The sequence below is a fragment of the Methylobacterium marchantiae genome, assembly GCF_042679825.1.
Taxonomy (GTDB): domain Bacteria; phylum Pseudomonadota; class Alphaproteobacteria; order Rhizobiales; family Beijerinckiaceae; genus Methylobacterium; species Methylobacterium marchantiae.
This window is the reverse complement of sequence record NZ_JBHTND010000018.1, coordinates 68,035-94,479: the sequence shown is the minus strand read 5'-3', so window position 1 is coordinate 94,479 and position 26,445 is coordinate 68,035. Positions and strand designations below refer to the sequence as shown.

Genomic DNA, 26,445 nt, shown 5'->3' with positions numbered 1-26,445 from the left:
CCTGGCGCGGGGTGGAGCAGCCCGGTAGCTCGTCAGGCTCATAACCTGAAGGTCACAGGTTCAAATCCTGTCCCCGCAACCAAAACCCTCACACACAACACCGAAAGCCCGCCGCGACACACATCGCAGCGGGCTTCGTCGTGTCCGACCACCCGCATCGGCGGCAATCGAGAAACCGAACCGCCCCTCTCGACCGTCTCGCGGAAAGGGGAGGGGGCTCCACGAACCTCATGCCCCGGATGGCCGGCCCACACATCACGGGCCGGACTCATAAGATGAGCGCCCGGGTCCTTGCCCGATCCCCCACCTGCCTTCGACGAGATGGAGAATCTTCCGGGCGGAGTAACAGTCGGTGCCCGAGGCTATCGTGCGGCTGGGCCGTAGGGCGGCCGCGGGATGGCGCGGTGAGCCGCGCGCAGGGCCGCCGACCAGCGCTCGCGCAGATCGTGGAAATAGGATTCACCCGCCTCGATCCGGTGGCTGACCTCGAGATCGAGGGCGTTGCGCCGGGCGACCGCGATATCGATGGGGAGTCCCACACCGAGGTTCGACCGCATCGTCGAATCCATCGAGACGAGGCTCACCTTCAAGGCGTCGTAGAGATCGGTCTCGAACTTCACCGCACGGTCGAGGATGGGCTTGCCGTATTTGTGCTCGCCGATCTGCAGGAACGGCGCATCCGTGCTGCACTCGATGAAGTTGCCGGCGGAGTAGATCAGGAACAGCCGCATGGGCTCGTTGCCGATCTGACCGCCGAACAGCAGCGAGATCGAGAACCGAAGGTTGGCCGCCTCGAACCCGGCCTTCTCGATGACGCGGACGCGGCGGATCGCCTTGCCGATGAGCTGGGCCGCCTGGAACATCGTCGTCGTCTCGGTAATCTTCAAAGGCGGCTCGCCATCCTCGCCGGACACTCCCTCAGCGAGGAGGCTCAGCACCGATTGCGTCACGGAGAGATTGCCCGCCGATGCCAGCATCATCACGCGTTCGCCCGGAACGTTGAAGTGATGCAGCTTGCGATAGGTCGAGATGTCGTCGAGTCCCGCATTGGTGCGGGTGTCGGCAACCATCACGAGCCCTTCCTCGACGAGGAGCCCGACGCAATAGGTCATGATACCGATACCCCTGATGACCCGAGACTCTCAGGCCATTCTTAATGCTGTGACAGGCTAGACCTGGACAGTGGCCTGAGCCTGTTCGACGCGAAGCTTTACTTCGAGTGTTTCAGTCCCGCCACCCATCCGACTGCCTCTGATCGGGGCTGCACCTAAATAATCCAGCCCGATGGCGACGCGGATATGCGCCTCCGTCGTAGCGATACCATTGGCCGGGTCGAAACCGACCCATCCGAGACCGGGCACCAGAGCTTCCGCCCAGGCATGTCCCGATCCCTGGTCCTCCCCGCTCTCGGCATGGAAGAAATAGCCGGAGACGTAGCGAGCTGGAATTTCCAGGTGCCGCGCGGCGGCGATGAAAATATGGGCAAGGTCCTGGCAGACGCCCTTTCCCGCCGCGAAGGATTGTGCGGCGGTGGTGCTGGCGCTGGCCGGTCCCGGTTCGAACGCGATTGTGTCGAAGACGGCGGCGAGGAGACGGTGAAGGCAGGGGAGAACCGAGGAATCACCCTCGTCGACCACGCTCTTGGCGAAGAGCTGGAGTTCGCCGTTGGCCGTCGCGAGATCGGAATCGCGCAGGTAAAACACGTCGGGCAGACGTTCCACCGTGCCCCGGACGATGCCGTGCATCTCGTTGGTATCGACTTCGCCGGTCACCCGGATCGTCAGGGCATCGGCAGGCTCGTCGGCGGTGAACCAGTGGGTGACGTTGCCGAACCCGTCTTCGCGTTCGCTGATCCGCCCGTCCACCGACGGCTCGATCCGCCAGCGGCGGACATATTGACCGTCATGGTCGCGGGGCCGGAGTCGCAGGAGCTGGATCAGGCCGCGAGCCGGCTGCTCGTAGGTGTAATTGGTCTCGTGGAAGACGCGGATGCGCATGGACGTCTCTTGTAGAGCTCGGGCTTCGCGGAGCCTGGGATTCGACGGGACCCTACACCAGATATTGTTCGATGACCGCCGCGCCGAGGCGATTGTTCTCGACGATGAAGGCCGTGACGAATTCGTGCAGACCGGAGCGGAAGACCCGGTCGATATTCTCGCTCTCGAGGCGGGCGAGGGTGTTGCTCGCCAGCCGTTGGCTCGCCCCGCGCCGGCCATAGGCGTCGGCGATGAGATCGAGGTGCTCCACCAGCATGCCGTAGCAATTGGTCAGCGAGCGCGGCATCTGCCGGTTGAGGATGAGCAGGTCGGCGACGAGCAACGGCTTGACGCTCTCGCGATAGACCCAGTGATAAGCGTTGAAGGCAGAGACCTCGCGCAGGATCGTGGTCCACTGGAAATAGTCGAGGCTGCCGCCGACCTTCTCCGTGGCAGGCAGCAGGATGCGGTATTTCACGTCGAGGATGCGCGCCGTGTTGTCGGCCCGCTCGATCGCCGTACCCAGCCGGGTGAACCAATAGGCATCGTTGCGCAGCATGGTGCGATAGGCCGAGCCGTCGAAAGCCAGCGACACGCCCTTCACCCATTCGAGGAAGCGGCTGAACTCGTCGCGGTTGAGGTCCCGGCCCTCGTAGTTCCGCAATTCGAGCCAGGCCCCGTTGATGGCGTCCCACATCTCGGTGGTCAGCGCCGTGCGGACGGACCGCGCATTCTCGCGCGCGGTCTCGATGCAGGAGCGGATCGAGGAGGGGTTATGCGGCGAGAAGGCGAGGAAGTTGCACACCGTCGCTTCGTTGACGCTGTCGTAGAGTGGCTTGAACACCTCCGGATCGCCCGCGGAGGCGAGCGCCGACGCCCATTCGTTGGTCTCGCCGCCGCCATAGCTCGATGGGAGGGCGGCGAGCCGATGGGCCGCATCGAGGATGCGGGCCACGAACTCGGCGCGCTCGGCGTAGCGCGAGAGCCAGTACAGATTGTCGGCGGTCCGGGACAGCATGGGCTTCCGTTAAGGCGATAGGCGAGAAAACGATCCACCTCTTACCCGAGGCGGGCTCTGGCGGGGTGGCCGGCGCGGCGTCAGGCGTCGAGCACCCAGGTATCCTTGGTGCCGCCGCCCTGGCTCGAATTGACCACAAGGGACCCTTCCTTCAGGGCCACGCGGGTCAATCCACCCGGAACGATTCTGATCTCGTCCGAACCGCATAGCACGAACGGCCGCAGGTCGACGTGGCGCGGCGCGACGCCCGAGGCGACGAAGGTCGGGCAGGTGGACAGGGCCAGCGTCGGCTGGGCGATGAAGCCGTCCGGCGAATGCCGCAGCTTGCGGCCGAAATCCTCGATCTCCCGCTTGGTGGCGTGGGGACCGACCAGCATGCCGTAGCCGCCCGAGCCGTTGACCTCCTTCACGACGAGGTCGGCGAGGTTGTCCATCACGTAGGAGAAGGCTTCCTTCTCGCGGCAGCGATAGGTCGGCACGTTATGGAGGATCGGCTCCTGGCCGGTGAAGAACTTCACGATCTCCGGCATGTAGCTGTAGACGGCCTTGTCGTCGGCGATCCCGGTGCCGACGGCGTTGGCGAGGGTCACGGTCCCGCGCTCGTAGGCGTTCATCAGGCCGGGCACGCCGAGGACGGAATCGGGGCGGAAGACGAGAGGGTCGAGGAAGTCGTCGTCGAGACGGCGATAGATCACGTCGACCCGGCGCGGGCCTTCCGTGGTGCGCATGTAGACCACGTCGTCCTTGGTGAAGAGGTCCGAGGCCTCCACCAGATCGACGCCGAGCTTGTCGGCCAGGAACGAGTGCTCGTAGAAGGCCGAATTGTAGCGGCCCGGGGTGAGCAACACGACGGAGGGATCGCGGGTGGCCGTCTGCGGCGCGAGGCTGCGGAGGGTGGCGAGCAGCGAATCCGGATAATTCTCCACCGGCGCCACGCGGTGCCGCGAGAACAGTTCGGGGAAGAGCCGCAGCATCACTTCGCGGTTCTCCAGCATGTAGGAGACGCCGGACGGGGTGCGGGCATTGTCCTCCAGCACGAAGAAGTCGTTCTCGCCGGTGCGGACGATATCGATGCCGGCGATGTGGACGTAGAGGTCGTGCGGGACTTTGAAGGCCCGCATCTCCATGCGGTAATGCGGGTTGCGATAGACCAGATCGGCCGGGATGATCCCCGCCTTGATGCATTCCTGGGCGCCGTAGATGTCGCTGAGGAAGGCGTTGATCGCCGTCACGCGCTGTTTCAGGCCGCGTTCGAGGAAGCTCCATTCCGGCTTGGTGATCACCCGTGGAATGATGTCGAACGGGATCAGGCGTTCGGTGGATTCGTTGGCACCGTAGACGGCGAAGGTGATGCCGATGCGCCGGAAGAGCATCTCGGCCTGGCTGCGACGCGTGTTGAAGTGCTCGGGCGGCGTCGTCTCGAGCCAGGATTTCAGGCTGTCATAGGCTTCGCGAACCGCAGGGTCGCCCATGGCGGCCCCCGGTATCCCATTCATCTCGTCGAACGCAGCGAGCGCCATTCGCGCCTCCCCTTTTATCCCGGCATCTTCGCAAGAGGCGCGCCACCGGGACGATGTGCGCTTCGCAGCAGGCCGACGTTTCCTCCGGACGACCTCGAACCGAAGGTCCAGGATCGTCCGATCGTCAGAGTAGCACGTTCAGATCAGCTTCAACCCCTTGAGGCTCGCATGTCCATCGCGACCGAGAACAATGTGATCGTGGACGACGATACCGAGCGGCTCGAGCACGGCGACGATATTCCGCGTCATCCGGATATCGGCCGCCGAGGGCGTCGGATCGCCCGAGGGGTGGTTATGGGCGAGGATGATGGCGGTGGCCGAGAGTTCCAGCGCCCGGCGCGCCACCTCGCGCGGATAGACCGGCGTGTGATCGACGGTGCCGCGGCCCTGGACCTCGTCGGCGATGAGGTGGTTGCGCTTGTCGAGGAACAGCACCCGGAACTGCTCGCGGGCCGAGAAGGCCATGGTCGCCCGGCAATAGTCCAGGAGGGCCGCCCATGACGAGAGCAGGGGGCGGGCCGCGATGGCACCGCGGGCAAGGCGATGGCCCGCCGCCTCCACCAGCTTGAGATCGGCGATGACGCCCTGGCTGACGCCCTCGACCTCCGCCAGCCGGTTCGGCTCCGCGCTCACCACCTCGGCGAAGCTGCCGAACCGGCGGATCAGGGCTTTCGCCAGGGGTTTCACGTCCCGTCGTGGGATCGCGCGGAAGAGGACGAGTTCGAGGAGTTCGTAATCGGGCAGGGCATCGGCGCCGGCCTGCGCGAAGCGGGCCCGCAGCCGGTCGCGATGGCCGAGATAGTGCGGCGCCTCCGCCGTCGCCTCGTTGAGCGGTGGTTCGATGGGGAGGCGCGGCATCGTCTTGCCTCCGGATCACGCGGGCTCAGGCGGACGGATCGATCGGCTGATGCAACCCTTTGGGCGAGAAGGTGAAGACCTCCACCCCCGTCTCGGTCACCGCCACCGTGTGCTCGAACTGCGCCGATAGCGAGCGGTCCCGCGTCACCGCCGTCCAGCCGTCCGAGAGCACCTTCACCGCCGGGCGGCCGAGATTGATCATCGGCTCCACCGTGAAGAACTGTCCGGGCTGGAAGGCCACGTCGTAGCTCGGCTCGACATAGTGCAGGATGGTCGGGGCGTCGTGGTAGATCCGGCCGAGGCCGTGTCCGCAGAAGTCGCGCACCACCGAGCAGCGCTCTGATTCGGCATAGGCCTGGATCGCGCGGCCGATATCCGTCGTCGAGCCCCCCGGCTTGATCGCCGCGATGCCGCGCATGAGGCATTCGTGGGTGATCTCGCACAGGCGAGCCGCCTTGCGCGGCACCTCGCCGACATAGGCCATGCGGCTGGAATCGCCGTGCCAGCCGTCGACGATCAGGCAGATGTCGAGATTGACGATGTCGCCCTCGCGCAGGGGCTTGTCGTTGGGGATGCCGTGGCAGACCACGTGGTTGATCGACGTGCAGATCGATTTCGGATAGCCGCGATAGAGCAGCGACGCCGGGTAGGCGCCGTTGTCCATGGCGAATTCGTAGGCGAGGCGGTCCAGCGCCTCGGTGGTCACGCCGGGGGCGGTGGCCTCCATCAGCACGTCCAGGGCTTCCGCCGTCAGCCGCCCGGCCTTGCGCATGCCCTCGAACCCTTCGGGGCCATGGATCGGCGGCCGAGGCGCACGGCGTCCGCTCTCGGCGACAGCCTGTTCGTTCTGGGTCATGACGGGTGTGGTTTCGTAAAAGCGGCGGCGAGAATGCCCTATCTACGGTGACGCGCGGAAGAGGCCAACCCTCGACGATGCAAGGCTGGCCGTCCGCGGCGGTTTTCCGGCCTCGGCTAGGCTCTCGGCCTTCGCTGCCCGACGCCCGGATGTCAGCGGGCGCCGCGGTCCAGCCACTCGACGAGGTTTCGCAGATAGCCGTCGATGTTGGCGGCGCCGATCGGGTTCTGGCTGTGAACGGACCACGTGAAGCCGTTCAGGCTCAGGCCGTTGTCGAGGACGAAGCCGCCGAGCCAATGCGCGAAGTCCGCGCCCGTCGCCAGGGGCTTTCCATCATCGTCCGCACCGAGATCGTGGTCGAAGGAGACGAAAGCGGGCATTCCCCGCAGCAGGACGACGGCCTGCGCGGCTTCCAGCGAGCGCACGACGTCCCAGTCGCCCTCGGAAGGCGGGTCGCGCTCGTCGTCGAGGAAGAGGCGGTAGCTCACAGCAGGACCTCGCTGTGGTCGAGTGTACACCAACGCACCAAACCGGCCCAGGGTCGGCGAGGGGATTCCAACGTCTAGGAAGGGGGAAGGCCGGCTACCTCGAAAGAGGCAATTGACGGCTTCTGCCGCGGGTGGCCTGTTCGACAGGTCGCTTCATTTGCCCGCCTCAACCGGCAACGGGGTGACGGCGGGTCGGGCGGCTCCACCCGGTCGCCCGACCCGCTTCGCATCGCAGCGGCTATACGGGGCGAAGAACCGAACCATCCGGCCGTTGCCGGCGAGAATGTCAGGCGAGTGCGCGCACGAGGATTGCGGGATCCTCGGCGCTAGGCTTATCGTCGGTGCTAGGCTTGGCGCCATCGAGCGGGTAGAGAATGCCCCCGACGGATCAATGGTGCCCGGGCGGGGTTCGACGCCGACGGGCCGGAGGCAGGATCGGGCGATGGCTGACAAGGCGGTGCCGCACTTCCACAACGATCTCGGAGTCGCCGTGATCCATGTGGGCTCGAAGGAGTTCATGTGCATCGGCGCCAAGCCGCCCTTCGATCACCCGCACGTCTTCCTCGACATGGGGACCGACGACGAGATCATCTGCCAGTATTGCTCGACGCTCTACCGCTATCGGCCGAGCCTGAAGGCCGGTACCGCCGATCCGGCGGCTTGCGTCTGGGACGATCACGGCGCCAAGGCCGCCTGATTGCTTAAGCGCCCCCGGTGACATCCGGCTTCCTCGGCCCCAGAGCATCGCACGCGACGCCCGGAATCGGCTCCGGATTGAGCGTCGCCATCGTCGGCGCCGGGATCGGCGGCCTGACCGCCGCTCTCGCCCTCGATGCCGCCGGGCATCGCGTGACGCTGATCGAGCGGCGCACCGGCTTCAGCGAGGTCGGTGCCGGGCTGCAGCTCTCCCCCAATGCCAGCCGCGTGCTCATCGCCCTCGGCCTCGGGCCCGCTTTGCGCCGGGCAGCGAGCGAACCACCGAGGGTCGTGGTCCGCGCCCTCGCGACGGCGCGCGAGATCGGCGGCGTCGAGCTTGGCGCGGACCTGCGCGGCCGCCACGGCGCGCCTTACTATGTCATCCACCGGGCCGATCTGCAGACGCTGCTGCTCGATGCCGTGCGCGGCCGGCCGGGAATCCGCCTGCTGATGGGCCGGGACGTGAAGGGCCTCACCGAGACGAAGACCTCCGTGGAGCTGACGCTGGAGAGCGGCCAGGGCTCGAAATCCGACAGCCTCTCCGTCGACCTTGTGGTCGGCGCCGACGGCGTCCGTTCCACCCTGCGCGGACATTTCGACGGCAGGCCGCTGAAATCCTGCGGCGAGGCCGCCTGGCGGGCGACGATCCCGCGTGACGCCGCCCCGCCGGAACTGCAGGGCGACGAGACCGGCCTCTGGCTCGGCCGGCGCCGGCACGTGGTGCATTACCCGATCCAGGGCGGCCAGAGCATCAACATCGTCGCCGTGGTGCCGGAGCGTCTCGGCAGCGAGGATTGGGGCCAGCTCGGCGAGCCGGCCGTCCTGCGCGCGCAATTCGCCGATGCGGCACCGATCCTGGCCGGATTGCTGTCCGTGCCGGATTCCTGGCTGGTCTGGTCCCTGGTCGACCGGCCCACCGCCCGGCCCATGGCACGGGGCCGGGTCGCGCTCGTCGGGGACGCGGCCCATCCGGTCCTGCCGTTCCTGGCGCAGGGGGCGGCGCTGGCCATCGAGGATGCGGCCGTGCTCGCCCTGACGCTGAGGGCCGACGACGTGCCGGCTTCGCTCGCCGCCTATGCCGGCACGCGCGCCTCGCGCACCAGGCGCGTGCAATCGGCGGCGCGCGGCAACGGCCGGACCTACCATGCCGGAAAGCTGATCGGTTTCGCCCGCAACGCGGTGATGCGCCGCCTCGGCCCCTCCGGAATGGGCCGGCGCTACGACTGGCTCTACGGCTGGGCGCCGTGATCCCGGGTGCCGTAATCCGAATACCTTGATCTCACGCCCCGCCCTCGCTACCGCTGATCGCGCAATGCGGACGTGGCGAAACCGGTAGACGCACGAGACTTAAAATCTTGCGGCTGAAAGGCTGTGCGGGTTCGAGTCCCGCCGTCCGCACCATCGCCCCGACGATCCGCGATGGCCTGAAACGTGCTGAGCCGGATCGGTCATTGACCGTCTCGCCCGCGGACCGATCTATCGCTGGCGAGACGAGCTCTCTACGTTCCTGACAGCAGGCGCTTCGCACGCAGCGAGGGAAGGATCTGCCATGACCGAGCTTCACCCGGAAGTCGCCGCCGTCACCGAGCGCGTGATCGCGCGCTCGAAGGCGACGCGGCGCAGCTATCTCGACCTGATCGCCCGCGAACGCGATGCCGGCGTACACCGGCCGATGCTCAATTGCGGCAACCTCGCCCATGGCTTCGCCGCCTCCGGCGAGGACAAGGCGGCGATCAAGTCGGGCCGATCGATGAATATCGGCATCGTCACCGCCTATAACGACATGCTCTCCGCGCATCAGCCCTACGGCCGCTACCCGGAGCAGATGAAGCTGTTCGCCCGCGAAGTGGGGGCGACCGCGCAGGTGGCGGGCGGCGTCCCGGCCATGTGCGACGGCGTCACCCAGGGCCAGCGCGGCATGGAATTGTCGCTGTTCTCGCGCGACACCATCGCGCTCTCCACGGCGGTGGGCCTCAGCCACGGCATGTTCGACGGGGCGGCGCTGCTCGGCATCTGCGACAAGATCGTGCCGGGCCTGCTCATCGGCGCGCTGCGCTTCGGGCACCTGCCGATGATCCTGGTGCCGGCCGGGCCGATGCCCTCGGGCCTCGCCAACAAGGAGAAGCAGCGCATCCGCCAGCTCTATGCCGAGGGCAAGGTCGGCCGCGACGAGCTGCTCGAATCCGAATCGGCTTCCTATCACGGGGCCGGGACCTGTACCTTCTACGGCACCGCCAATTCCAACCAGATGATGATGGACGTGATGGGCCTGCACATGCCCGGCGCGTCCTTCATCAATCCCGGCACGAAATTGCGCCAGGCGGTGACCCGCGCGGCAGTGCACCGGCTCACCGAGATCGGTGCCGCGGGCAACGATTACCGCCCCCTCGGCCGCTGCGTCGACGAGAAGGCGATCGTCAACGCGGTCATCGGCCTGCTGGCCACCGGCGGCTCCACCAACCACGCGATCCACCTGCCGGCCATCGCCAGGGCCGCCGGGATCCTGATCGACTGGGAGGATTTCGACCGGCTCTCCGCCGTCATCCCGCAGGTGGCCAAGGTCTATCCCAACGGTTCGGGCGACGTGAACCACTTCCATGCGGCCGGCGGCATGTCCTACGTCATCGCCAGCCTGATCGATGCCGGGCTCCTGCACGACGACATCCTCACCGTGGCCGGCGGGCGCCTGCGCGACCACGCCCGCGACCCGAAGCTGATCGAGGACGCGCTCGTGTTCGAGGACGCACCCGCCGCCTCGCATGACGAGAGCATCCTGCGCGGTCCCGCCAACGCCTTCCAGCCGGATGGCGGGATGCGGCTGGTGAAGGGCAATCTCGGACGCGCCACCTTCAAGACCAGCGCCGTCGACCCGTCCCGCTGGACGGTCGAAGCGGCGGCCCGGGTGTTCGACGACCAGGACGACGTCATGGCCGCCTTCAAGGCGGGAGAGCTGGAGCGGGACGTGGTCGTCGTCGTCCGCTTCCAGGGCCCGAAGGCCAACGGCATGCCCGAGTTGCACAAGCTGACGCCGCAGCTCGGCGTGCTCCAGGACCGCGGCTTCCGCGTCGCCCTCGTCACCGATGGACGCATGTCCGGCGCTTCCGGCAAGGTGCCGGCGGCGATCCATCTGAGCCCGGAAGCCCTCGGCGGCGGCCCGCTCGGCAAGCTGCGCGACGGCGACATCGTCCGCCTCAGCGCCGAGGACGGAACGCTGCAGGCCCTCGTCGATCCGGCCGAATGGGACAACCGGACCGATGCGACGGCACCCCTGCCGGTCCAGGGGACCGGACGCGAACTCTTCGCCTTCATGCGCAACGGCGCCGACGGTGCCGAGCAGGGCGCCTCCGCGATGCTGGCCGCCGCGGGATTGTAGGTCGGTCTTACAGGACGGTCTTCCGGCCCATCGGTTCGCGCGTGTCTTCGAGATGGGAAGCGACGCGCGGGTCCCGTCATTCTTCCACCACCCTGAGGACCATTTCATGACCAGCATCGACGCGCTGATGCGCTCCGTTCCGGTGATCCCCGTTCTCGTGATCGAGGACGCCCGTCATGCCGAGCCGATCGCCAGGGCCCTCGTGGATGGGGGACTGACCGCGCTGGAGGTGACCCTGCGGACCTCTTCCGCGCTGGAGGTGATCCGCATCATGGCGCAGGTGGAAGGCGCCGTGGTCGGTGCGGGCACAGTCCTCAACGAGCGGGATCTCGACGCGGCGATGGAGGCGGGCGCGCAGTTCATCGTCAGCCCCGGCCTTACCGATCCGCTGACGAAGGCCGCCATCGGTCGCGGCATCCCGTTCCTGCCGGGCGTCGCGAATGCCGCCGACATCATGCGCGGCCTCGATCACGGGCTCGACCGGTTCAAGTTCTTCCCGGCCGAGGCCGCCGGAGGGATCAAGGCGCTGAAGGCGCTCACCGGCCCCTTCGGGCAGGTCCGCTTCTGCCCGACGGGAGGCATCAGCGAGACCACCGCTCCGGACTGGCTCGCGATCCCTCAGGTTCTCTGCGTCGGCGGGAGCTGGGTCGTTCCGGCCGGCGAGCCGCAGCCGGAGGCGATCCGCCGGGCCGCGCGCGTCGCGGCCGGCCTGCGCCGGGATTGATCCGCGGGCCGGTCGAGGGTGGCCCAGGCCTTCCTCGAACAGACCTCGGAGAACGTCAGTTGGGTGCTTGCGCGGCACCTGAAAAAGACTAGCCTCCTCATAGATCCGTCATTGCGGAGAGCTCGATCACCGAGCCCGAAGCAGAACCGAGTGTTCGCGGCCGTTAGGCCCGACACCAACTTGGCCGGCCCAAGGCTTCGTGTGTCTTCACGGTTTCGTGATGCGATGCCCGACGCACGGGCATGTCTCATGCAGGATGGAAGACGATCTCCGACCATGTCGTCGATGATCTTGCGGGTGGGGTAGCACGATGCAGTCAAGGCTGACGACATACATCTTCATCGGCATGCTTCTCGGGATCGCGGTCGGATATCTCTGTAATATCACCTGGCCCGACCCTCAGACGTCGAAGGAGATTTCGGGCTACATCGCCCTCGTCAGCGACATCTTTCTTCGCCTGATCAAGATGATCATCGCGCCGTTGGTGTTCTCGACCCTCGTCGTCGGCATCGCGCATATGGGCGATACCGCCTCGGTGGGCCGTGTCGGCGGCAAGGCGATGCTCTGGTTCGTCGGCGCCTCCTTGTGCTCGCTGGTCCTCGGTCTGGTGATGGTCAACATCCTCCGGCCCGGCGACGCCCTGAACCTGCCACTGCCCGATGCGGGCGCGACCACCAACCTCAAGGCCGCCTCCCTCTCCCTGAAGGAATTCGTGACCCACCTCGTGCCGAAGAGCCCGGTGGAAGCGATGGCCAACAACGAGATCCTGCAGATCGTCGTGTTCTCGATCTTCTTCGGCGTGGCGCTCGCCGCGCTCGGCGAGAAGGGCAAGCTCCTGGCGGAGGGGATCGAGGGCCTCGCCGACGTCATGCTCAAGATCACCGGCTACGTCATGGGTTTCGCGCCGGTGGCTGTGTTCGCGGCCATCGCGGCGACGATCACCACGCAGGGCATCGGCGTGCTCGTCACCTACGGCAAGTTCATGGTGGAGTTCTACTTCAGCCTGGCGATGCTGTGGTGCCTGCTGGCCTTCGCCGGCTTCCTGCTGGTGGGAAACCAGATGAAGCGCCTCCTCAACCTGATCAAGGAGCCGTTCCTCCTCGCCTTCTCCACCGCATCGAGCGAGGCGGCCTATCCGAAGACCCTGCAGAACCTCGAGCGCTTCGGGGTGCCGAACAAGATCACCTCGTTCGTGCTGCCGATGGGCTACTCGTTCAACCTCGACGGCTCGATGATGTACTGCACCTTCGCGGTGATGTTCATCGCCCAGGCCTACAACATCCCGCTGACGCTCGGTCAGCAGATGACGATGCTGCTGCTGCTGATGGTGACGTCGAAGGGCATGGCCGGGGTGCCGCGCGCCTCGCTGGTGGTGATCTCGGCGACGCTCTCCACCTTCCACATCCCAGAGGCCGGCCTCCTGCTCATCATCGGCATCGATCAGTTCCTCGATATGGGCCGCTCCGCCACCAACGTGCTGGGCAACAGCGTCGCCACCGTCGCCGTCGCGAAATGGGAAGGTCAGCTCGCCCTGACCGACCAGAGCCTCGACCGCGACGTGTCTCCCCTGCCGGAGCCCGCCGAATAGCCTGAGGCATCGCACATCGCTGTCGATCACGGGGCGTGACGGGAACCGGACAATGCGCATGACGGGCATGAGGGTCGCCGCGGCTGTGGCGCTGCTGGCGGCATCCACCATCCATCCGGCGGCCGCCATCGACGTCCTGACCGGGACGCTCAAGAAGATCGGCGAAACGGGTGCTGTGACTCTCGGGTATCGCGAGAACTCGCTGCCGTTCTCGTCCCGTGACGGGAAGGGCCAGCCGGTCGGCTATGCCATCGACCTGTGCCTCGAAGTGGTCGATGCGATCGGCAAGGAGATCGGCCGGAACGACCTCACCGTGCGCTACGAACTCGTCACCCCGGAGACCCGGATCGGTGCCGTGACATCTGGCAAGGTCGACCTCGAATGCGGATCGACCACGGCGAATGCCGAGCGCCGCAAGCAGGTGGCGTTCTCGCCCGTCACCTATTTCAGCGCCACGAAGCTCCTGGTGAAGCGCGGTTCGGCGATCACCTCCTATCGCGACCTCGTCGGCAAGACTGTCGCGGTCACCGTCGGCACTACCAACGAGGCGGCCCTGCGCGCCCTGATGGCGCGGCTCAACATGGCGACGACCATTGTCACCGGGCACGACCACGCCGAATCCTTCGCCATGGTGAAGGACGGGCGCGCCGATGCCCTCGGCCTCGACGACGTGCTGCTCTACGGCCTCATCGCGGGGGCCGGCACGGAGGGGGCGTCCTATACCGTTCTGGCGGACAAGCTGTCGTTCGAGCCCTACGGCCTGATGTTCCGCAAGGATGACGGGCAGTTCGCCGGCGTGGTGACGGCCACCTTCGAACGGCTCGCCGAATCCCGCGAGCTGCGCTGGATCTACGAGCGCTGGTTCCTCAAGCGGCTGCCGAACGGCGAGCGCCTGAACGTCCCGATGTCCGATGAGCTGAGGACCAACTTTCAGGTCATCGGGCTTCCGGATTGATCCGATGTCACGGCCGGCCCTTCACGAGGCTCGACGGTTCCGCTGCCGCATGTGGCCTTCGGCGAACCCGCCGTTGGGGTGGCGCGAGGGACAAGACCGATGGCGAGGGAGATAGAGGCCCCGGTCGAGAACATCGCCGTCGCGACGGTCCGGACCGTGGAGATGGACGGCGCGCGGACGCGCACCGAGCATGATCTCCTGGGGTATGGTGAGGTTCCGGCCGGCGCTTATTGGGGCATCCACACCAAGCGCGCGGTCGCCAATTTTCCCATCACCGGCGTGCCGGTCGGGCATTTCCCCGACTTCGTCCGGAGCCTCGCGCTGGTGAAACAGGCGGCGGCCCGCGCCAATCGGCGGCTCGGCCACCTGTCGGCGGAGAAGGCGGACGCTATCGACCGCGCCTGCACCCTCATCGCCACCGACCCGCGCTTTGCCGAATCCTTCGTGGTCGACGCGATCCAGGGCGGCGACGGCACTTCGACCAACATGAACGCCAACGAGGTGATCGCCAACGTCGCCCTGGAACTGATGGGGCACCCGCTGGGCCATTACCACCGGCTCCTCGATCATGCAGGGCAAGGTCAACCCGGTGATCCCGGAAGTGGTCAACCAGATGGCGTTCCTGGTCATCGGCCACGATCTCACCGTGACCCTCTGCGCCGAGGGCGGCCAGCTCCAGCTCAACGCCTTCGAGCCGACCATCGGATATTGCGTCCTCAGCTCCCTGCGGATGCTCACCGCTGCGGTCGACACCCTCACCAAGCGCTGCGTCGATGGAATCGGGGCCGATCGCGAACGCTGCCGCAGCCTCGTCCACGGCTCGATCGGGCTCGTGACCGCCCTCGTTCCGGCGCTTGGCTACGAAGCCTGCTCCCGGGTCGCCCAGCGGGCCTTGGCGGAGAACCGGCCGGTGGCCGACATCGTACTGGAGGAGGGATTGCTGACTCAGGGCCAGCTCGATCATCTCCTCGAACTCGAAGCGATGACGCGGTCGTCCCGAGTCGCGCGGATCGTCCCGCCGGCCTGATGCCGCCGATTCGTCCCGGTCGGCGAGTCTTCTCGCCCTCAAGTCCATCCCGCGGGCCGGTCGACGCTCGAGCAATGTCCGATGCCTGTGGAGCAGGGGCGCGAGCGGGCCGCGCGGCCGCGCAGCGGCATGCGCAGCACAAAAACTAAGCAAAGCTGCGTGAGTCTGGAATAATCGGGCCCAATAGCCCGCCTCGAAGCACCACTTTGTTCCTTTGGGTTGTGGACTGCACAGCAAGCCGACCGCGCGATGATACACTTAGCCGTCTGACAAACGTTGCAGCGCCGCCACAGCAGTTCAGAACCCGTCTGGCATTCACGATTCCGAGTTGCCGGCCGCAACCGGCTCGCACAGAGTGAAATGGCACTGGGAAAACCCCGGGGCGCGGTCGGGTCACGGGGCTGAGTTCCCATCCGGCTAACAAATAAAGGCAAACGGATTTCGGTCATCGCCGGGTCGAAGTTGCCTGTCCCTCGGGTCTCGAAGCTTTTGGAGATATCAATGAAGCTCTTGAAGAGCTCACTCCTCGGTTCTGCCGCAGCCTTTGCGTCAGTCGTTGGAGCGCACGCTGCCGATCTTCCCGTGAAGAAGGCTGTTCCGATCGAGTACGTCCGCGTCTGCAGCGCCTACGGCGCCGGCTTCTTCTACATCCCCGGCACCGATACCTGCATCCGTCTCTCGGGCCGCGCCCGCCTCGACGTGGGCTACCAGCCGACCTCGTCGCGCAGCGCCGCTGGAAGCCAGGGCGACACGACCGGCTATATCGGTCTCGCCCGCATCAACGTCGATGCCCGCACGCAGACGGCCTATGGCACCCTGCGCGCCTTCACCCGTATCCAGTTCGCCTCCCGCACTAGTGCCACCGGCGGCCTCCGCTCCGGCACCCAGGAGCGTATCGGCTCCGCCTTCGGCGCCACAGGCCAGGATCAGGTCGGTCGCGACCAGCAGTTCGTGAATACGGACAAGGCCTTCATTCAGTTCGCCGGCCTCACCGCCGGTCGCGCCTCCTCGTTCTTCGACTTCTACGCCCACGACTTCGAATTCGCCGGCGCGACCCTGAACTCGGACGTCCAGTCCACCAACCTCCTCGCCTACTCGACGAAGTTCGGTGACGGCTTCTCGGCCACGATCTCGCTCGAAGACCCGACCTTCCGTCGCAACACGATCTACTCGCAGACCTTCGGTGGGACCGGCGTATCCGGTGCTCCGTCGCCGGTTGCTGTGGCGTTCAGCCCTCTTGGTGTTCCGATCGCGTTCCAGAACGTAGATGTCACGCAGCGCAACCGGATGCCCGATTTCGTCGGCGTGCTTCGCTATGATGCTGCTTGGGGTTCGGCTCAGCTGTCCGCAGCGGTCAAGGAGCTTAACACCGGTAATTTCATTCAGACGAACGGTGTCATCCCGGCATTCACTGCAGAGCGTCCCTCCAGCGAGTACGGCTGGGCGGTCCAGGGCGGTGTGAAGATCAACACCCCGTTCATCTCTCCCGGCGATACCCTGTATCTGCAGGGTGCCTATGGCGAGGGTGCCACCCTCTACACCGGCTATTCCTCGTATAACGGCAGCTACACCTCCCGCGCCAGCACGATCAACGGTGCGTCCTTCGATCCCTTCATGTCGGATGCGACGCTGAACCCGTTGACCGGCAAGATCGAGACCTCGACCAGCTTCACGGTCGTGGGTTCGTTCCTTCACTACTGGTCGCCCGAGTGGCGTTCGGCCGTTTTCGGCAGCTACGGTGAACTGGCTTTCGCCAGAGGGGCTCGTGAAGCTCACGCTGCCGCATTCGGAACGTCCGGGTTCCTGTCACAGAACAACTTCACTGGCGGCCTCAATGCCGATGGAACTCCGACCCGAGCTTTCTCACTGAGCCCGACCCTCCGCGACACATATCAGATCGTAGCCGGCGCGAGCTTGATCTGGTCGCCCGTGAAGGATCTGGATATCGGTCTGGAAGGCTTCTACACCAAGGTTGGTCTGCAGAACGGCCGCGTTGTTGACCAGTACAAAAACGGTGCGATCGCTGCCGCTGCCTTGAACGCTGGTGCAGCCGTCAAGACCGTCGACTCCGCCGACACCTTCCAGGTCCGCGCCCGCGTACAGCGCGACTTCTAAGCATCCGACTTGGTCGGGATCGGAGCAACGATACCCTCGCGGTGGCAGCGCTCCGATCCTGCAAGATGCGTCGAAATCTAACGAGACAGGCCCGGCTGAAAAGCCGGGCCTTTTTTCATTCCGCGCACTGATCTGCAAAGCGCTGGTCTTGCCTCGACCGAAGGAATTTCAAAGAGAGGGGATTGTCTCGCTTTAAATTTTCGGAGCCGACCTGACGGCACGGTGATTGCTATGGTGTCCGTCAGCGGTTGACATCTTCGGTGAGGCGTCAAATCACCGATTGCGATGGACAGGACCGCTGCTACGTTGAGCCTCAAGAGCCGGTCGTCCGATCGGTGAGAACCCCTCCGGGAGCCAGCCTTCACATGCATTTGGGTCATCACAGGTCCGCTGCTCTGTCAGCGGCGGTCGTCTTCGCATTCGCGACGGGCCTTCCGCTCGGCGTTTCGGGTGCCAGCGCCCAGGAACTGACCGGCACCCTCAAGAAGATCAAGGAAACCGGCGAGATCACGATCGGCTACCGCGACGCCTCGGTCCCGTTCTCCTATCTCGACGGCGACCAGAAGCCCGTGGGCTACGCCTTCGAGATCTGCAAGAAGATCGCCGAGGCGGTGAAGACGAACCTGAAGCTCACCAAACTCGAGGTGAAGCTTAACCCCGTCACCTCCGCGACGCGTATCCCCCTGATCGCGAACGGCACCGTCGACCTCGAATGCGGCTCGACCACCAACAACGCCGATCGTCAGAAGCAGGTGTCCTTCACCAACACCCACTTCCTCACCGCCACCCGCTACGTGGCGAAGAAGTCGGCCAAGCTCGACACGATCGAGGATCTCAAAGGCAAGACCGTCGTCTCCACCTCCGGCACCACCAACATCCGCCAGATCAACGAAGCCAACACCGCGCGCAGCCTCGGCCTGACCATCCTCCCCGCCAAGGATCACGCGGAAGCCTTCCTCATGGTGGAGACCGGCCGAGCAGCCGCCTTCGTCATGGACGACGTGCTGCTGGCCTCGCTCGCGGCGAGCTCGAAGGATCCGGGCGCCTACGCCATCTCCACCGAGGCGCTGTCGAAGCCCGAGCCCTACGGCATCATGCTCCGCAAGGACGACGCGCCGTTCAAGGCGGTGGTCGATGAAGCCACGGCCAAGCTCTACAAGAGCCCCGAGGGCAAGACGCTCTACGAGACCTGGTTCACCAAGCCGATCCCGCCGCGCGGCATCAACCTGAACCTTCCCATGAGCGATCCCATGAAGAAGGCCTTCGAGTCGCCGAGCGACAGCGCCGACCCGGCCGCCTACTAAGCCGCCGCACCGGAGCAGACGACAGGCGATGAATTACAATTGGAACTGGCGGATCTTCTTCGATCCGTCTCCGGAAGGCACCGGCACCTACGCCGACATGCTTCTTTCCGGCCTCACTTGGACGATCGTCACGGCGCTCTGCTCCTGGATCATCGCCTTTTCCCTCGGCTCGCTCATCGGGGTGCTGCGCACTCTGCCGAGCCGGGGGGCCCAACGGGTCGGCACCACCTATGTGGAGCTGTTCCGCAACATCCCGCTGCTGGTCCAGATGTTCCTGTGGTTCTACGTGGTGCCGGAGCTGCTGCCCGGCTCCTGGGGAACCTGGTTGAAGCAGCTTCCCAACGCGTCGTTCTACACGGCGGTGATCTGCCTCGGCTTCTTCACGGCCTCCCGTGTCGCCGAGCAGGTTCGCACCGGCATCGAGACCCTGCCGCGCGGGCAGCGGATGGCCGGCACGGCGCTCGGCCTCACCACGTGGCAGACCTATCGCTACGTGCTGCTGCCCAACGCCTACCGGGTGATCCTGCCGCCGCTCACCTCTGAATTCCTGAACAACCTCAAGAACACCTCTGTGGCGCTCACGATCGGTCTGCTCGAACTCACCGCGCGGGCCCGCTCGATGCAGGAATTCTCCTCTCAGGTCTTCGAATCCTTCACGGCGGCAACCCTGATCTATCTCGGGATCAGTCTGTTGGTGGTCACAGCGTCGAGCAAGCTCGAGACCCGCATCGCCGTCCCGGGGTCGCGCTGATGTCGGCGCGACCCGTTTTGCCATCCTTCGCGACTTTGCCACCCTTCGCGACCGTCAGACTGGACTAGGGGACCGATGTTCACGGATTTCGACTTCGGGGTCGTCCTCACATCCTTGCCGTACCTGTTCGGGACGGGGATGGTGTTCACGCTGACGCTCACCGCGCTCGCCGCCTCGGGCGGCATCATCCTCGGCACCATCATCGCGATGATGCGCCTGTCCGGGATCACCGCCCTGGCGCTCCCGGCCAAGATCTACGTGAACTTCATGCGATCGCTGCCGCTCGTGCTGGTGATCTTCTGGTTCTACTTTCTCGTCCCCTATATCGGCCAGTGGATGACGGGCGCCTCGCGTCCGATCTCGGTCGGCGCCTTCACCTCGGCGCTGGTCACCTTCACCCTGTTCGAGGCGGCGTTCTTCTCCGAGATCATGCGCGCCGGCATTCAGGCGATCCCGAAGGGGCAGACGGCCGCCGCCCAGGCCATCGGGCTGACCTATGGCCAGACCATGCGGACCGTCATCCTGCCTCAGGCCTTCCGCAACATGCTGCCGCTGCTGCTGACCCAGACCATCGTCCTCTTTCAAGACACGTCGCTGGTCTACGTCATTTCGCTCACGGACTTCCTCGGTGCCGCCTCCAAGGTGGCTCAGCGCGATGGCCGCCTCGTCGAGATGTATCTGTTCGCGGCCGCCGTCTACCTGGTGATCTGCATCACCGCCTCGACCCTCGTCCGGCGTCTGCAGCGCCGCGTCGCCATCATCCGCTAAGCTTTCGAGGATCCGCCATGTCCGCCATCGATCCCCAGGCTTCCGGCAAGCCGATGATCGCCATCGACAACATCAGCAAATGGTACGGGCCGGTCCAGGTCCTCAACGGCTGCACCACGCAGGTGACGAAGGGCGAGGTGGTCGTCGTCTGCGGTCCCTCCGGTTCCGGCAAGTCCACGCTGATCAAGACCGTCAACGCCCTGGAGCCGATCCAGAAGGGGGCCATCACCGTCGACGGGATCGGAGTTCAGGCCAAGGGCACCAACCTTCCCAAGCTGCGTGCCCGCGTCGGCATGGTGTTCCAGCATTTCGAGCTCTTTCCGCACCTGTCGATCATCGACAATCTGATGCTCGGCCAGTGCAAGGTGCTCGGCCGTGCCAAGGAGGACGCACATGACCGCGGCCTGAAGCTCCTCGGGCGGGTCGGCCTCTCGGCGCATTCGCACAAATATCCGGGCCAGCTCTCGGGCGGTCAGCAACAGCGCGTCGCCATCGCCCGCGCCCTGTCGATGAACCCGATCGTCATGCTGTTCGACGAACCGACCTCGGCCCTCGACCCGGAGATGGTCGGCGAGGTCCTCGACGTGATGATCGAGCTCGCCCGTGAAGGCATGACGATGATGGTCGTCACCCACGAGATGGGCTTTGCCCGCAAGGTGGCCAACCGCGTGGTGTTCATGGATCGCGGCGAGATCGTCGAGGACGCCACCAAGGACGACTTCTTCGATAAGCCGCGCTCCGAGCGGGCGCAGACCTTCCTCTCGAAGATCCTGGCTCACTAGGAATCCAGGCGAACGGTCGACGGCCTCACGCATAGCCGGCGGTCGATTCGGCCCGGCGCCGGATCGCCTCGGCGATCGTCTCCAGCCGCTCCGCCCCGACGAAGGCGCGAACGGCGAGGAAGTAGGTCTCCTCGCCGAGCGGCACGAAATTGAGGCCGAAGCGCTCCGCGATGGCGCGGGTCCCCATCCCGACATCGGCGGCGTCGGAGGCGATCAGGGCCGCCACCGCCTGATGCGTGAACTCCTCCGTCTCGTAGCCGTGGATGGAGCGGGCGTTCATCCCCGCTTCGGCGCACAGCCTGTCGAACCAGATCCGTGTGCCCGCACCGTGCTGGCGGTTGACGAAGCGGAGACCGGCCGCGGACAGGTCGGCGATTCCGTTGACGGCGAACGGATTGCCCTTCGCGATCATCAATCCCTGCTCGCGGCGCAGGACCGGGCGGGCGATGAGCGCCGGATCGGCGAGAACCTCGGCGAAGGCCGAGCCCGGCTCCGGCACGGCCGCACCGAAATGGAATCCCGCCCCGTCGACCTGCCCACTCGCCAGTCTCGCGAGGGCTTCCAGGCTGCCGGCGATCGATACGGCGATGCCACCGATCTCGCCGAGGGCTTCGAGGAGCACCGAATCGTGGCTGATCGCCAGTCGCAGCGGGCCGCTCGCGATGCCGTTCAACGCATCGAGGGCCGCCTCCAGCACCCGCTCCTCCCGCCTGACGATGTCCTCGCTCGCCCGCGAGGCACGGGCGAGGGCCTCGTGAAACGCAGCGCCGTAGGGCGTCAGGACGGTGCCGTGTCCCTTGGTCTTGCGGATGACGGGGTGTCCGAGCGTCTCCTCGAGCAGGACGAAGCGACCCCAGGCGGAGCGGTAGGACAGGCGCAGCCGGCTCGCCGCCCCCTGAAGTGAGCCCGCCGCGACGACGGCGTCCAGAAGCGCGAGCGTCGGTGCGAAGGCGATCTCCCGGCCCGCCACGTCGATGGTTCCGCCCAGGGTCAGATCCACCTTCATAGGCAAGTCGTTTCCTATTGAACTGACGGTTTGGGCGATAGCATGAGGAAGCGCCGCCGAACAGCACCGGAGCCATGTTTCAAACCCTGCAGGATACGCTTTCACGGATCGCCGCGCTCGATCCGGAGGTGATCGCCATTGCCGGCCTGTCGCTGCGGGTGAGCCTGTCGGCCGTCGGGCTCGCCACCCTGGTCGGCGTGCCCCTCGGGGGCCTCGTCGCCGTGGCGTCCTTCCGGGGGCGAAGAGCGGTGGTCGGCCTTCTCAACGCGGCGATGGGGTTGCCCCCGGTGGTCATCGGGCTCGTCCTCTACCTGCTGCTGTCGCGCTCCGGCCCCTTCGGAGGCCTCGGTCTGCTCTTCACTCCCAGCGCGATGATCGCGGCGCAGACGATCCTGGTGGTGCCGCTCATCGCCGCCCTGACGCGCCAGATCGTCGCCGATGCCGAGGATCATCTCGGCGAACAGCTCCGCTCCCTCGGCCTCGGCCGGGTGCGCCGCGCCGCGATCCTGATCTTCGATACGCGCTTCTCCCTGGTGACGGCGATCCTCGCCGCCTTCGGCCGTGCCATCTCGGAGATCGGCGCCGTCCTCGTCGTCGGCGGCAACATCGACGGGTATACCCGCACCATGACCACGGCGATCTCGCTGGAGACGCAGAAGGGCGATCTCCCCCTCGCCCTGGCCCTCGGCATCGTCCTGATCGCCATCGTCGTCGCGGTCAGCGCCGTCGCCTCGCTGCTCCGGTCCTACGCCATGCGTGCCTACGGATGAGCCCGTCGGTCCCCATCGCGATCGAGCGGCTCCGCTACCGTGTCGGCGACCTGCCGATCCTGAATGGCGTCGATATCACGGTGACGTCGCCCGGCATCACGGCGATCATCGGTGCGAACGGCGCGGGCAAGAGCGTGCTCCTGCGCCTCATCGACGGATTGCTGGTGCCGACGAGCGGGACGATCCGCATCGGCGCGTCGGCAGGGAGCCGGCCCGGCACCGCCTTCGTGTTCCAGCGCCCCGGCATGGTCCGGGCGAGCGTCGCCGCGAACGTGTCCCTGGCTCTGGCGCCCCTGGGCCTCGATGCCGGGGAGCGTCGTGAGCGGGTTCGGGCCGCGCTCGACCATGTCGGCCTCGGCGACAGGGCCGGCGCTCCGGCGACCCGTCTCTCGGGCGGCGAGCAGCAGCGCCTCGCCCTCGCGCGGGCCTGGGCGAGAAAGCCGGACCTCCTCCTCCTCGACGAGCCGACGGCCAATCTCGATCCGGCCTCGGCCCAGGCCATCGAGGAACTCGTCGCGTCGATGGCGCGGGCCGGCACGAAGGTTGTCCTCGTCTCGCACAATCTCGGTCAGGTCATGCGCCTCGCCGAAGACGTGGTGGTCCTCGCCGATGGCCTCGCCGTCGAGCATGGGCCCGCACGCAGCCTCCTCTCGTCCCCCCGCTCGCCGCAAGCGCGCGCCTATCTCGCCGGAGAATTGCCATGGACCTCCTTCGCCGCTCATTCCTGAGCCTCGGCCTCCTCGCCGTCGTCGGATCATCCGGCCTGACGACTGCGCTGGCCCGCGCCGAACCGGCCGAGACCATCACGGTCGCCTCCACCACCTCCACCGAGCAATCCGGCCTGTTCAAGGACCTCCTGCCGAAGTTCACGCAAAGTAGCGGCATCGGCGTGAAGGTGGTGGCTCTCGGCACCGGGCAGGCCCTCGACGCGGCCAGACGCGGCGATGCCGACGTGGCCCTTGTCCACGATACGGCGGCCGAGGAGACGTTCGTCGCCGAGGGCTGGAGCACGAAGCGCTATCCGGTGATGTACAACGACTTCGTCATCGTCGGGCCGAAGGACGATCCGGCCGGTGCCGCCGGCGCCAGCGTGGTCGAGGCCCTGCGCAGGATCTCCGCTGCCAAGGCGCCTTTCGTCTCGCGGGGCGACCGTTCCGGCACGCACAGCGCGGAGCTGCGCTACTGGAAGGAGGCCGGCCTCGACCTCGGCGCGATCCGCGGCGATTGGTACAAGGAGGTCGGCCAGGGAATGGGGCCGGCGCTCACCACCGCCTCGGCCACCAACGCCTACGTCCTCAGCGACCGCGGCACCTGGCTGTCGTTCAAGAACCGGGGCGACCTCAAGATCCTGGTGGAGGGCGACAAGCGCCTGTTCAACCAGTACGGAGCCATGCTGGTGAACCCAGAGAAGCATCCGCATGTGAAGGCGAAAGCGGGGCAGGCCTTCATCGACTGGCTGGTCTCGGCGCCGGGACAGGCCGCCATCGCCGCCTACCGGATCGGCGGCGAACAGCTCTTCTTCCCGAATGCCGGGACGAAGTGAGGGCCTAAGGTCGGGATCGTTCGAAGCTCGCAGGATGCGAGCAGGTCGCTCTCGATGCTCGCACGCTCAGGGCGGCGGACACGGCGGGGACGATCGGTCTAAATTTGACCGATGGTCCCCAAGTTCCGAGCCCGCTTTCGACCCATATCTGAAGTTCAGAAGGTCCGCTTGCGGGCAGCCTGGCCCATATTTGTGACCTGTCCTGGCTGAGAGGAGTACGCCTGCTCTGAAAAAGTCCATCTACCAAAGCTAATTTTGCCTCTGATACCTTCCCTTACAGGTTTTTATTCAACCATCGACCTACTTTAGATTTCGATCCTGACCCAGCACGTGGTGCATACGCATACGCATACGAAAAATACGAAATTTGAAGTCTTGCTAATTTACAAACAGACATACCTTGCAGACAGAGCGAGTCTCGATCTCCAAGCGTCTGAACCAAGGAGTATGAATTGACCGAGCGCCCCCGCGTCAAAACGCTGAGGCAGAGCACCGCCGAGGTCGAGTCGAAGCGCGCGTTCGAGTTCTGGCGCGACACGGCGCTGGCCATGTCCGGCGTCACCAGCGCCGGGGCCGAGGAACGGCGGTCGTTCGCAGCCAGTCGTCTCGTCGCCGTCACGGCCCACAGCACCTTGCTGCACACCGAGGGCCCGCGGGTCGATGTCGAGCGCACGGCGCGCCATGTCCGCCAAGACGGGCGCGACACCATCACAATCGCCCTGGTCCTGCGCGGTACCCAGTACTTCGAACAAGGGACCCGCGGCGGGCGGATGGCTCCCGGCGACATCAGCGTCACCGACTCCGGACGCCCGTTCCTGATCGGGGCCTACGAGGATTACGAGGAGATCCGGCTTAGCTCGACGCGCGCGGCCTTCAGGGCCCATGTCGGCGAGCCGGAAGCCTACGCCGGGCGCATGATCGGCCACGGCCCCCTCAATGCGCTGTTCGCGACCTACCTGCGGTCCTACGCGGCCTTGGTGCCGGGCATGACGGAGACCGAGGCCGGCATCGCAGTCGAGGGCACCCTCCACCTGTTCCGGGGTTTGGTGGGCGCTCGCACGGGCGACGTCACAGCGGACGCGCTGCGGTCACTGGCCGCGGTGCACATCGAACGCAGCCTACACGATCCGGGGTTCGGTCCCGACACCCTGTACCGGGCGTTGTGCGTCTCCCGCAACCGTCTCTACGCCGCCTTCGCCGACGGCGAGGGCGTGGCGGCGGCGATCCGCGACACGCGCCTCGACCGGGCGCATCGCCAGTTGTTGGCGCCTGCACATGCCAGCGACAGCATCGCGACCATCATGTACCGGTGCGGCTTCACCAACGCGTCGGTCTTCAGCACCGCCTTCCGGCGGCGCTTCGGAACCGCGCCGCGCGATCTCAGAAACTCGAACACCTGAGGGCGGACGCTTGACCAGACCTGGGGCGGCCACCAATCGCGTCACCAGCCGGGCCAGGACGCCACGTCGCCCGCCCAACTCAATCGTTCCGGGTGGGTGCCAGACGTCGGATTTCGACCACTGGGATAGAACGCGGCGTCGGGAGAAGGCCATACGGAGCGAAGTGGCAGTTCGTCAGGCGCCCTGCGCCCCAGGCACCGAGGACGCGCCCTCGCCGAGATTGCGCTGGAGCAGGACGACATCGAGCCAGCGTCCGTGCTTGAAGCCGACGGCCTCCAGGGTGCCGACGCGGCGAAAGCCTTGGCGCTCGTGCAATCGGATCGAGGCGCGATTGGTGCTGTCGCCGACGACGGCGATCATCTGTCGGAAGCCGTGTCTCTCGCAGGCTCTGATCAAGGCTTCGAGCAGCAGGGTCCCGAGGCCGCGCCCCATCGCGTCGGGATGGAGGTAGATCGAGGTCTCGACCGTGTTGCGGTAGGCGGCCCGTGGACGATAGGGGCCCGAATAGGCGTAGCCGACGACCACGCCCGCCTGTTCGGCCACGAAATAGGGGTGACCGCCCTGCACGGACGATGCGCGGCGGCGTGCGATCTCGACGATGTCCGGCGGTTCGGCCTCGAACGACGCCGTGCTGTGTCGGACATGGTGGGCGTAGATGGCCGCGACGGCGGCGAGATCGTCCTCCTCCGCTGGCCGGACATTCGCAGGCGTCGGAGAGGACATGGCTCGACCGCTCTTCGATCCGAATGACGATGGATCAGGGGACAGACGCCGCGAATACGGTCATCGGTCAACCGCAAAGGCCGTCGCTTCGACGTTCCCCGGTCTCGTAATTCATGAAAGAGGCTCGGCGACGACCGCCGGCCACGCGTCGCCGGCTGTTCTCTCGACACTCAACCCGGCGCGCGACCTGGAAACACCCGCCCT

The 26,445-nt window shown here is 66.2% G+C and carries 24 protein-coding genes, 2 tRNA genes and 1 pseudogene; 18 read left to right on the top strand and 9 right to left on the bottom strand.

All coding sequences use genetic code 11. The features are described 5' to 3' along the window. The first annotated feature begins 5 nt into the window (after positions 1-5). A tRNA-Met gene (locus ACFQ4G_RS14300) sits at positions 6-82 on the top strand. 280 nt (positions 83-362) lie between these two features. On the opposite strand, the gene ACFQ4G_RS14295 is transcribed toward ACFQ4G_RS14300, so the two are convergent. The 7 genes from ACFQ4G_RS14295 to ACFQ4G_RS14265 form a co-directional block, all read right to left on the bottom strand. Beyond that, on the bottom strand, positions 363-1,112 hold the full coding sequence (locus ACFQ4G_RS14295; protein WP_238203727.1) for a peptidase: 750 nt from the start codon (positions 1,110-1,112) through the stop codon (positions 363-365). A gap of 57 nt (positions 1,113-1,169) precedes the next feature. Further along, entirely contained in the window at positions 1,170-1,997 is an 828-nt protein-coding gene (locus tag ACFQ4G_RS14290; RefSeq protein ID WP_238203729.1) for a transglutaminase family protein, read from the bottom strand. Positions 1,998-2,049: 52 nt separating this feature from the next. Then, complete coding sequence (locus ACFQ4G_RS14285; RefSeq protein ID WP_019905187.1) at positions 2,050-2,994, bottom strand: alpha-E domain-containing protein; 945 nt, start codon at positions 2,992-2,994, stop codon at positions 2,050-2,052. An 80-nt stretch (positions 2,995-3,074) separates the two neighbouring features. Next, the gene (locus ACFQ4G_RS14280) at positions 3,075-4,514 is read right to left on the bottom strand and encodes a circularly permuted type 2 ATP-grasp protein (RefSeq protein ID WP_238203731.1); all 1,440 of its coding nucleotides are present in this window, start codon (positions 4,512-4,514) and stop codon (positions 3,075-3,077) included. A 138-nt stretch (positions 4,515-4,652) separates the two neighbouring features. Beyond that, positions 4,653-5,372 carry a RadC family protein gene (gene radC / locus ACFQ4G_RS14275; RefSeq protein WP_238203733.1) on the bottom strand — a complete coding sequence of 240 codons (720 nt, stop codon included), beginning with the start codon at positions 5,370-5,372 and terminating at the stop codon, positions 4,653-4,655. Between the two features lie 25 nt (positions 5,373-5,397). Further along, positions 5,398-6,228, bottom strand: coding sequence for a type I methionyl aminopeptidase (gene map, locus ACFQ4G_RS14270; RefSeq protein ID WP_238203735.1), 831 nt, complete (start codon positions 6,226-6,228; stop codon positions 5,398-5,400). 152 nt (positions 6,229-6,380) lie between these two features. Continuing rightward, positions 6,381-6,716, bottom strand: coding sequence for a cyclic-phosphate processing receiver domain-containing protein (locus ACFQ4G_RS14265; RefSeq protein ID WP_238203737.1), 336 nt, complete (start codon positions 6,714-6,716; stop codon positions 6,381-6,383). A gap of 442 nt (positions 6,717-7,158) precedes the next feature. Here ACFQ4G_RS14265 and ACFQ4G_RS14260 point away from each other — a divergent pair, with 442 nt between their 5' ends. The 13 genes and pseudogenes from ACFQ4G_RS14260 to ACFQ4G_RS14200 all read left to right on the top strand — a co-directional run bounded on the left by ACFQ4G_RS14260 (position 7,159) and on the right by ACFQ4G_RS14200 (position 20,799). Further along, on the top strand, positions 7,159-7,413 hold the full coding sequence (locus ACFQ4G_RS14260; protein WP_238203740.1) for a zinc-finger domain-containing protein: 255 nt from the start codon (positions 7,159-7,161) through the stop codon (positions 7,411-7,413). Positions 7,414-7,490: 77 nt separating this feature from the next. Then, positions 7,491-8,660, top strand: coding sequence for an FAD-dependent monooxygenase (locus ACFQ4G_RS14255; RefSeq protein ID WP_238203742.1), 1,170 nt, complete (start codon positions 7,491-7,493; stop codon positions 8,658-8,660). A gap of 66 nt (positions 8,661-8,726) precedes the next feature. Further along, positions 8,727-8,813 (top strand) — tRNA-Leu (locus ACFQ4G_RS14250). 148 nt (positions 8,814-8,961) lie between these two features. After that, positions 8,962-10,785 (top strand): phosphogluconate dehydratase, encoded by a 1,824-nt coding sequence (edd, locus tag ACFQ4G_RS14245; protein WP_238203744.1) that lies wholly within the window; start codon positions 8,962-8,964, stop codon positions 10,783-10,785. 106 nt (positions 10,786-10,891) lie between these two features. Beyond that, the gene (eda, locus tag ACFQ4G_RS14240; RefSeq protein ID WP_238203746.1) at positions 10,892-11,509 is read left to right on the top strand and encodes a bifunctional 4-hydroxy-2-oxoglutarate aldolase/2-dehydro-3-deoxy-phosphogluconate aldolase; all 618 of its coding nucleotides are present in this window, start codon (positions 10,892-10,894) and stop codon (positions 11,507-11,509) included. Between the two features lie 310 nt (positions 11,510-11,819). Further along, positions 11,820-13,097: a dicarboxylate/amino acid:cation symporter gene (locus ACFQ4G_RS14235; protein WP_238203748.1), complete on the top strand. Its 1,278-nt coding sequence runs from the start codon at positions 11,820-11,822 to the stop codon at positions 13,095-13,097. Positions 13,098-13,149: 52 nt separating this feature from the next. After that, positions 13,150-14,052 carry an amino acid ABC transporter substrate-binding protein gene (locus ACFQ4G_RS14230; protein ID WP_238203750.1) on the top strand — a complete coding sequence of 301 codons (903 nt, stop codon included), beginning with the start codon at positions 13,150-13,152 and terminating at the stop codon, positions 14,050-14,052. 99 nt (positions 14,053-14,151) lie between these two features. Then, a pseudogene (locus ACFQ4G_RS14225) lies at positions 14,152-15,079 on the top strand (lyase family protein). Between the two features lie 501 nt (positions 15,080-15,580). Then, positions 15,581-17,194 (top strand): porin, encoded by a 1,614-nt coding sequence (locus ACFQ4G_RS14220; RefSeq protein ID WP_238203752.1) that lies wholly within the window; start codon positions 15,581-15,583, stop codon positions 17,192-17,194. A gap of 365 nt (positions 17,195-17,559) precedes the next feature. Further along, positions 17,560-18,498, top strand: coding sequence for an amino acid ABC transporter substrate-binding protein (locus tag ACFQ4G_RS14215; RefSeq protein ID WP_238203753.1), 939 nt, complete (start codon positions 17,560-17,562; stop codon positions 18,496-18,498). Between the two features lie 28 nt (positions 18,499-18,526). Beyond that, positions 18,527-19,249, top strand: coding sequence for an amino acid ABC transporter permease (locus ACFQ4G_RS14210; protein ID WP_238203760.1), 723 nt, complete (start codon positions 18,527-18,529; stop codon positions 19,247-19,249). Between the two features lie 75 nt (positions 19,250-19,324). Continuing rightward, on the top strand, positions 19,325-20,017 hold the full coding sequence (locus tag ACFQ4G_RS14205; RefSeq protein WP_238203762.1) for an amino acid ABC transporter permease: 693 nt from the start codon (positions 19,325-19,327) through the stop codon (positions 20,015-20,017). A gap of 53 nt (positions 20,018-20,070) precedes the next feature. Further along, positions 20,071-20,799 (top strand): amino acid ABC transporter ATP-binding protein, encoded by a 729-nt coding sequence (locus ACFQ4G_RS14200; RefSeq protein ID WP_238203954.1) that lies wholly within the window; start codon positions 20,071-20,073, stop codon positions 20,797-20,799. Positions 20,800-20,824: 25 nt separating this feature from the next. Here ACFQ4G_RS14200 and ACFQ4G_RS14195 read toward each other — a convergent pair whose 3' ends face one another. After that, a complete protein-coding gene (locus ACFQ4G_RS14195) occupies positions 20,825-21,805 on the bottom strand; it encodes a helix-turn-helix transcriptional regulator (protein WP_238203764.1) in 981 nt (326 codons plus the stop codon). A 74-nt stretch (positions 21,806-21,879) separates the two neighbouring features. Here ACFQ4G_RS14195 and ACFQ4G_RS14190 point away from each other — a divergent pair, with 74 nt between their 5' ends. The 4 genes from ACFQ4G_RS14190 to ACFQ4G_RS14175 all read left to right on the top strand — a co-directional run bounded on the left by ACFQ4G_RS14190 (position 21,880) and on the right by ACFQ4G_RS14175 (position 25,518). Further along, entirely contained in the window at positions 21,880-22,575 is a 696-nt protein-coding gene (locus ACFQ4G_RS14190) for an ABC transporter permease (RefSeq protein ID WP_238203766.1), read from the top strand. Then, a complete protein-coding gene (locus ACFQ4G_RS14185) occupies positions 22,572-23,303 on the top strand; it encodes an ATP-binding cassette domain-containing protein (protein WP_238203768.1) in 732 nt (243 codons plus the stop codon). Before ACFQ4G_RS14190 ends, ACFQ4G_RS14185 begins: the two co-directional genes overlap by 4 nt. Further along, positions 23,276-24,118 (top strand): substrate-binding domain-containing protein, encoded by an 843-nt coding sequence (locus ACFQ4G_RS14180; RefSeq protein WP_238203770.1) that lies wholly within the window; start codon positions 23,276-23,278, stop codon positions 24,116-24,118. The genes ACFQ4G_RS14185 and ACFQ4G_RS14180 overlap by 28 nt, the downstream gene beginning before the upstream one ends. A gap of 452 nt (positions 24,119-24,570) precedes the next feature. Next, positions 24,571-25,518: a helix-turn-helix domain-containing protein gene (locus ACFQ4G_RS14175; RefSeq protein ID WP_238203771.1), complete on the top strand. Its 948-nt coding sequence runs from the start codon at positions 24,571-24,573 to the stop codon at positions 25,516-25,518. Positions 25,519-25,692: 174 nt separating this feature from the next. Here the strand turns inward: ACFQ4G_RS14175 and ACFQ4G_RS14170 are convergent, their stop codons facing one another. Then, the gene (locus tag ACFQ4G_RS14170) at positions 25,693-26,241 is read right to left on the bottom strand and encodes a GNAT family N-acetyltransferase (RefSeq protein ID WP_238203774.1); all 549 of its coding nucleotides are present in this window, start codon (positions 26,239-26,241) and stop codon (positions 25,693-25,695) included. Between the last annotated feature and the right edge of the window lie 204 nt (positions 26,242-26,445).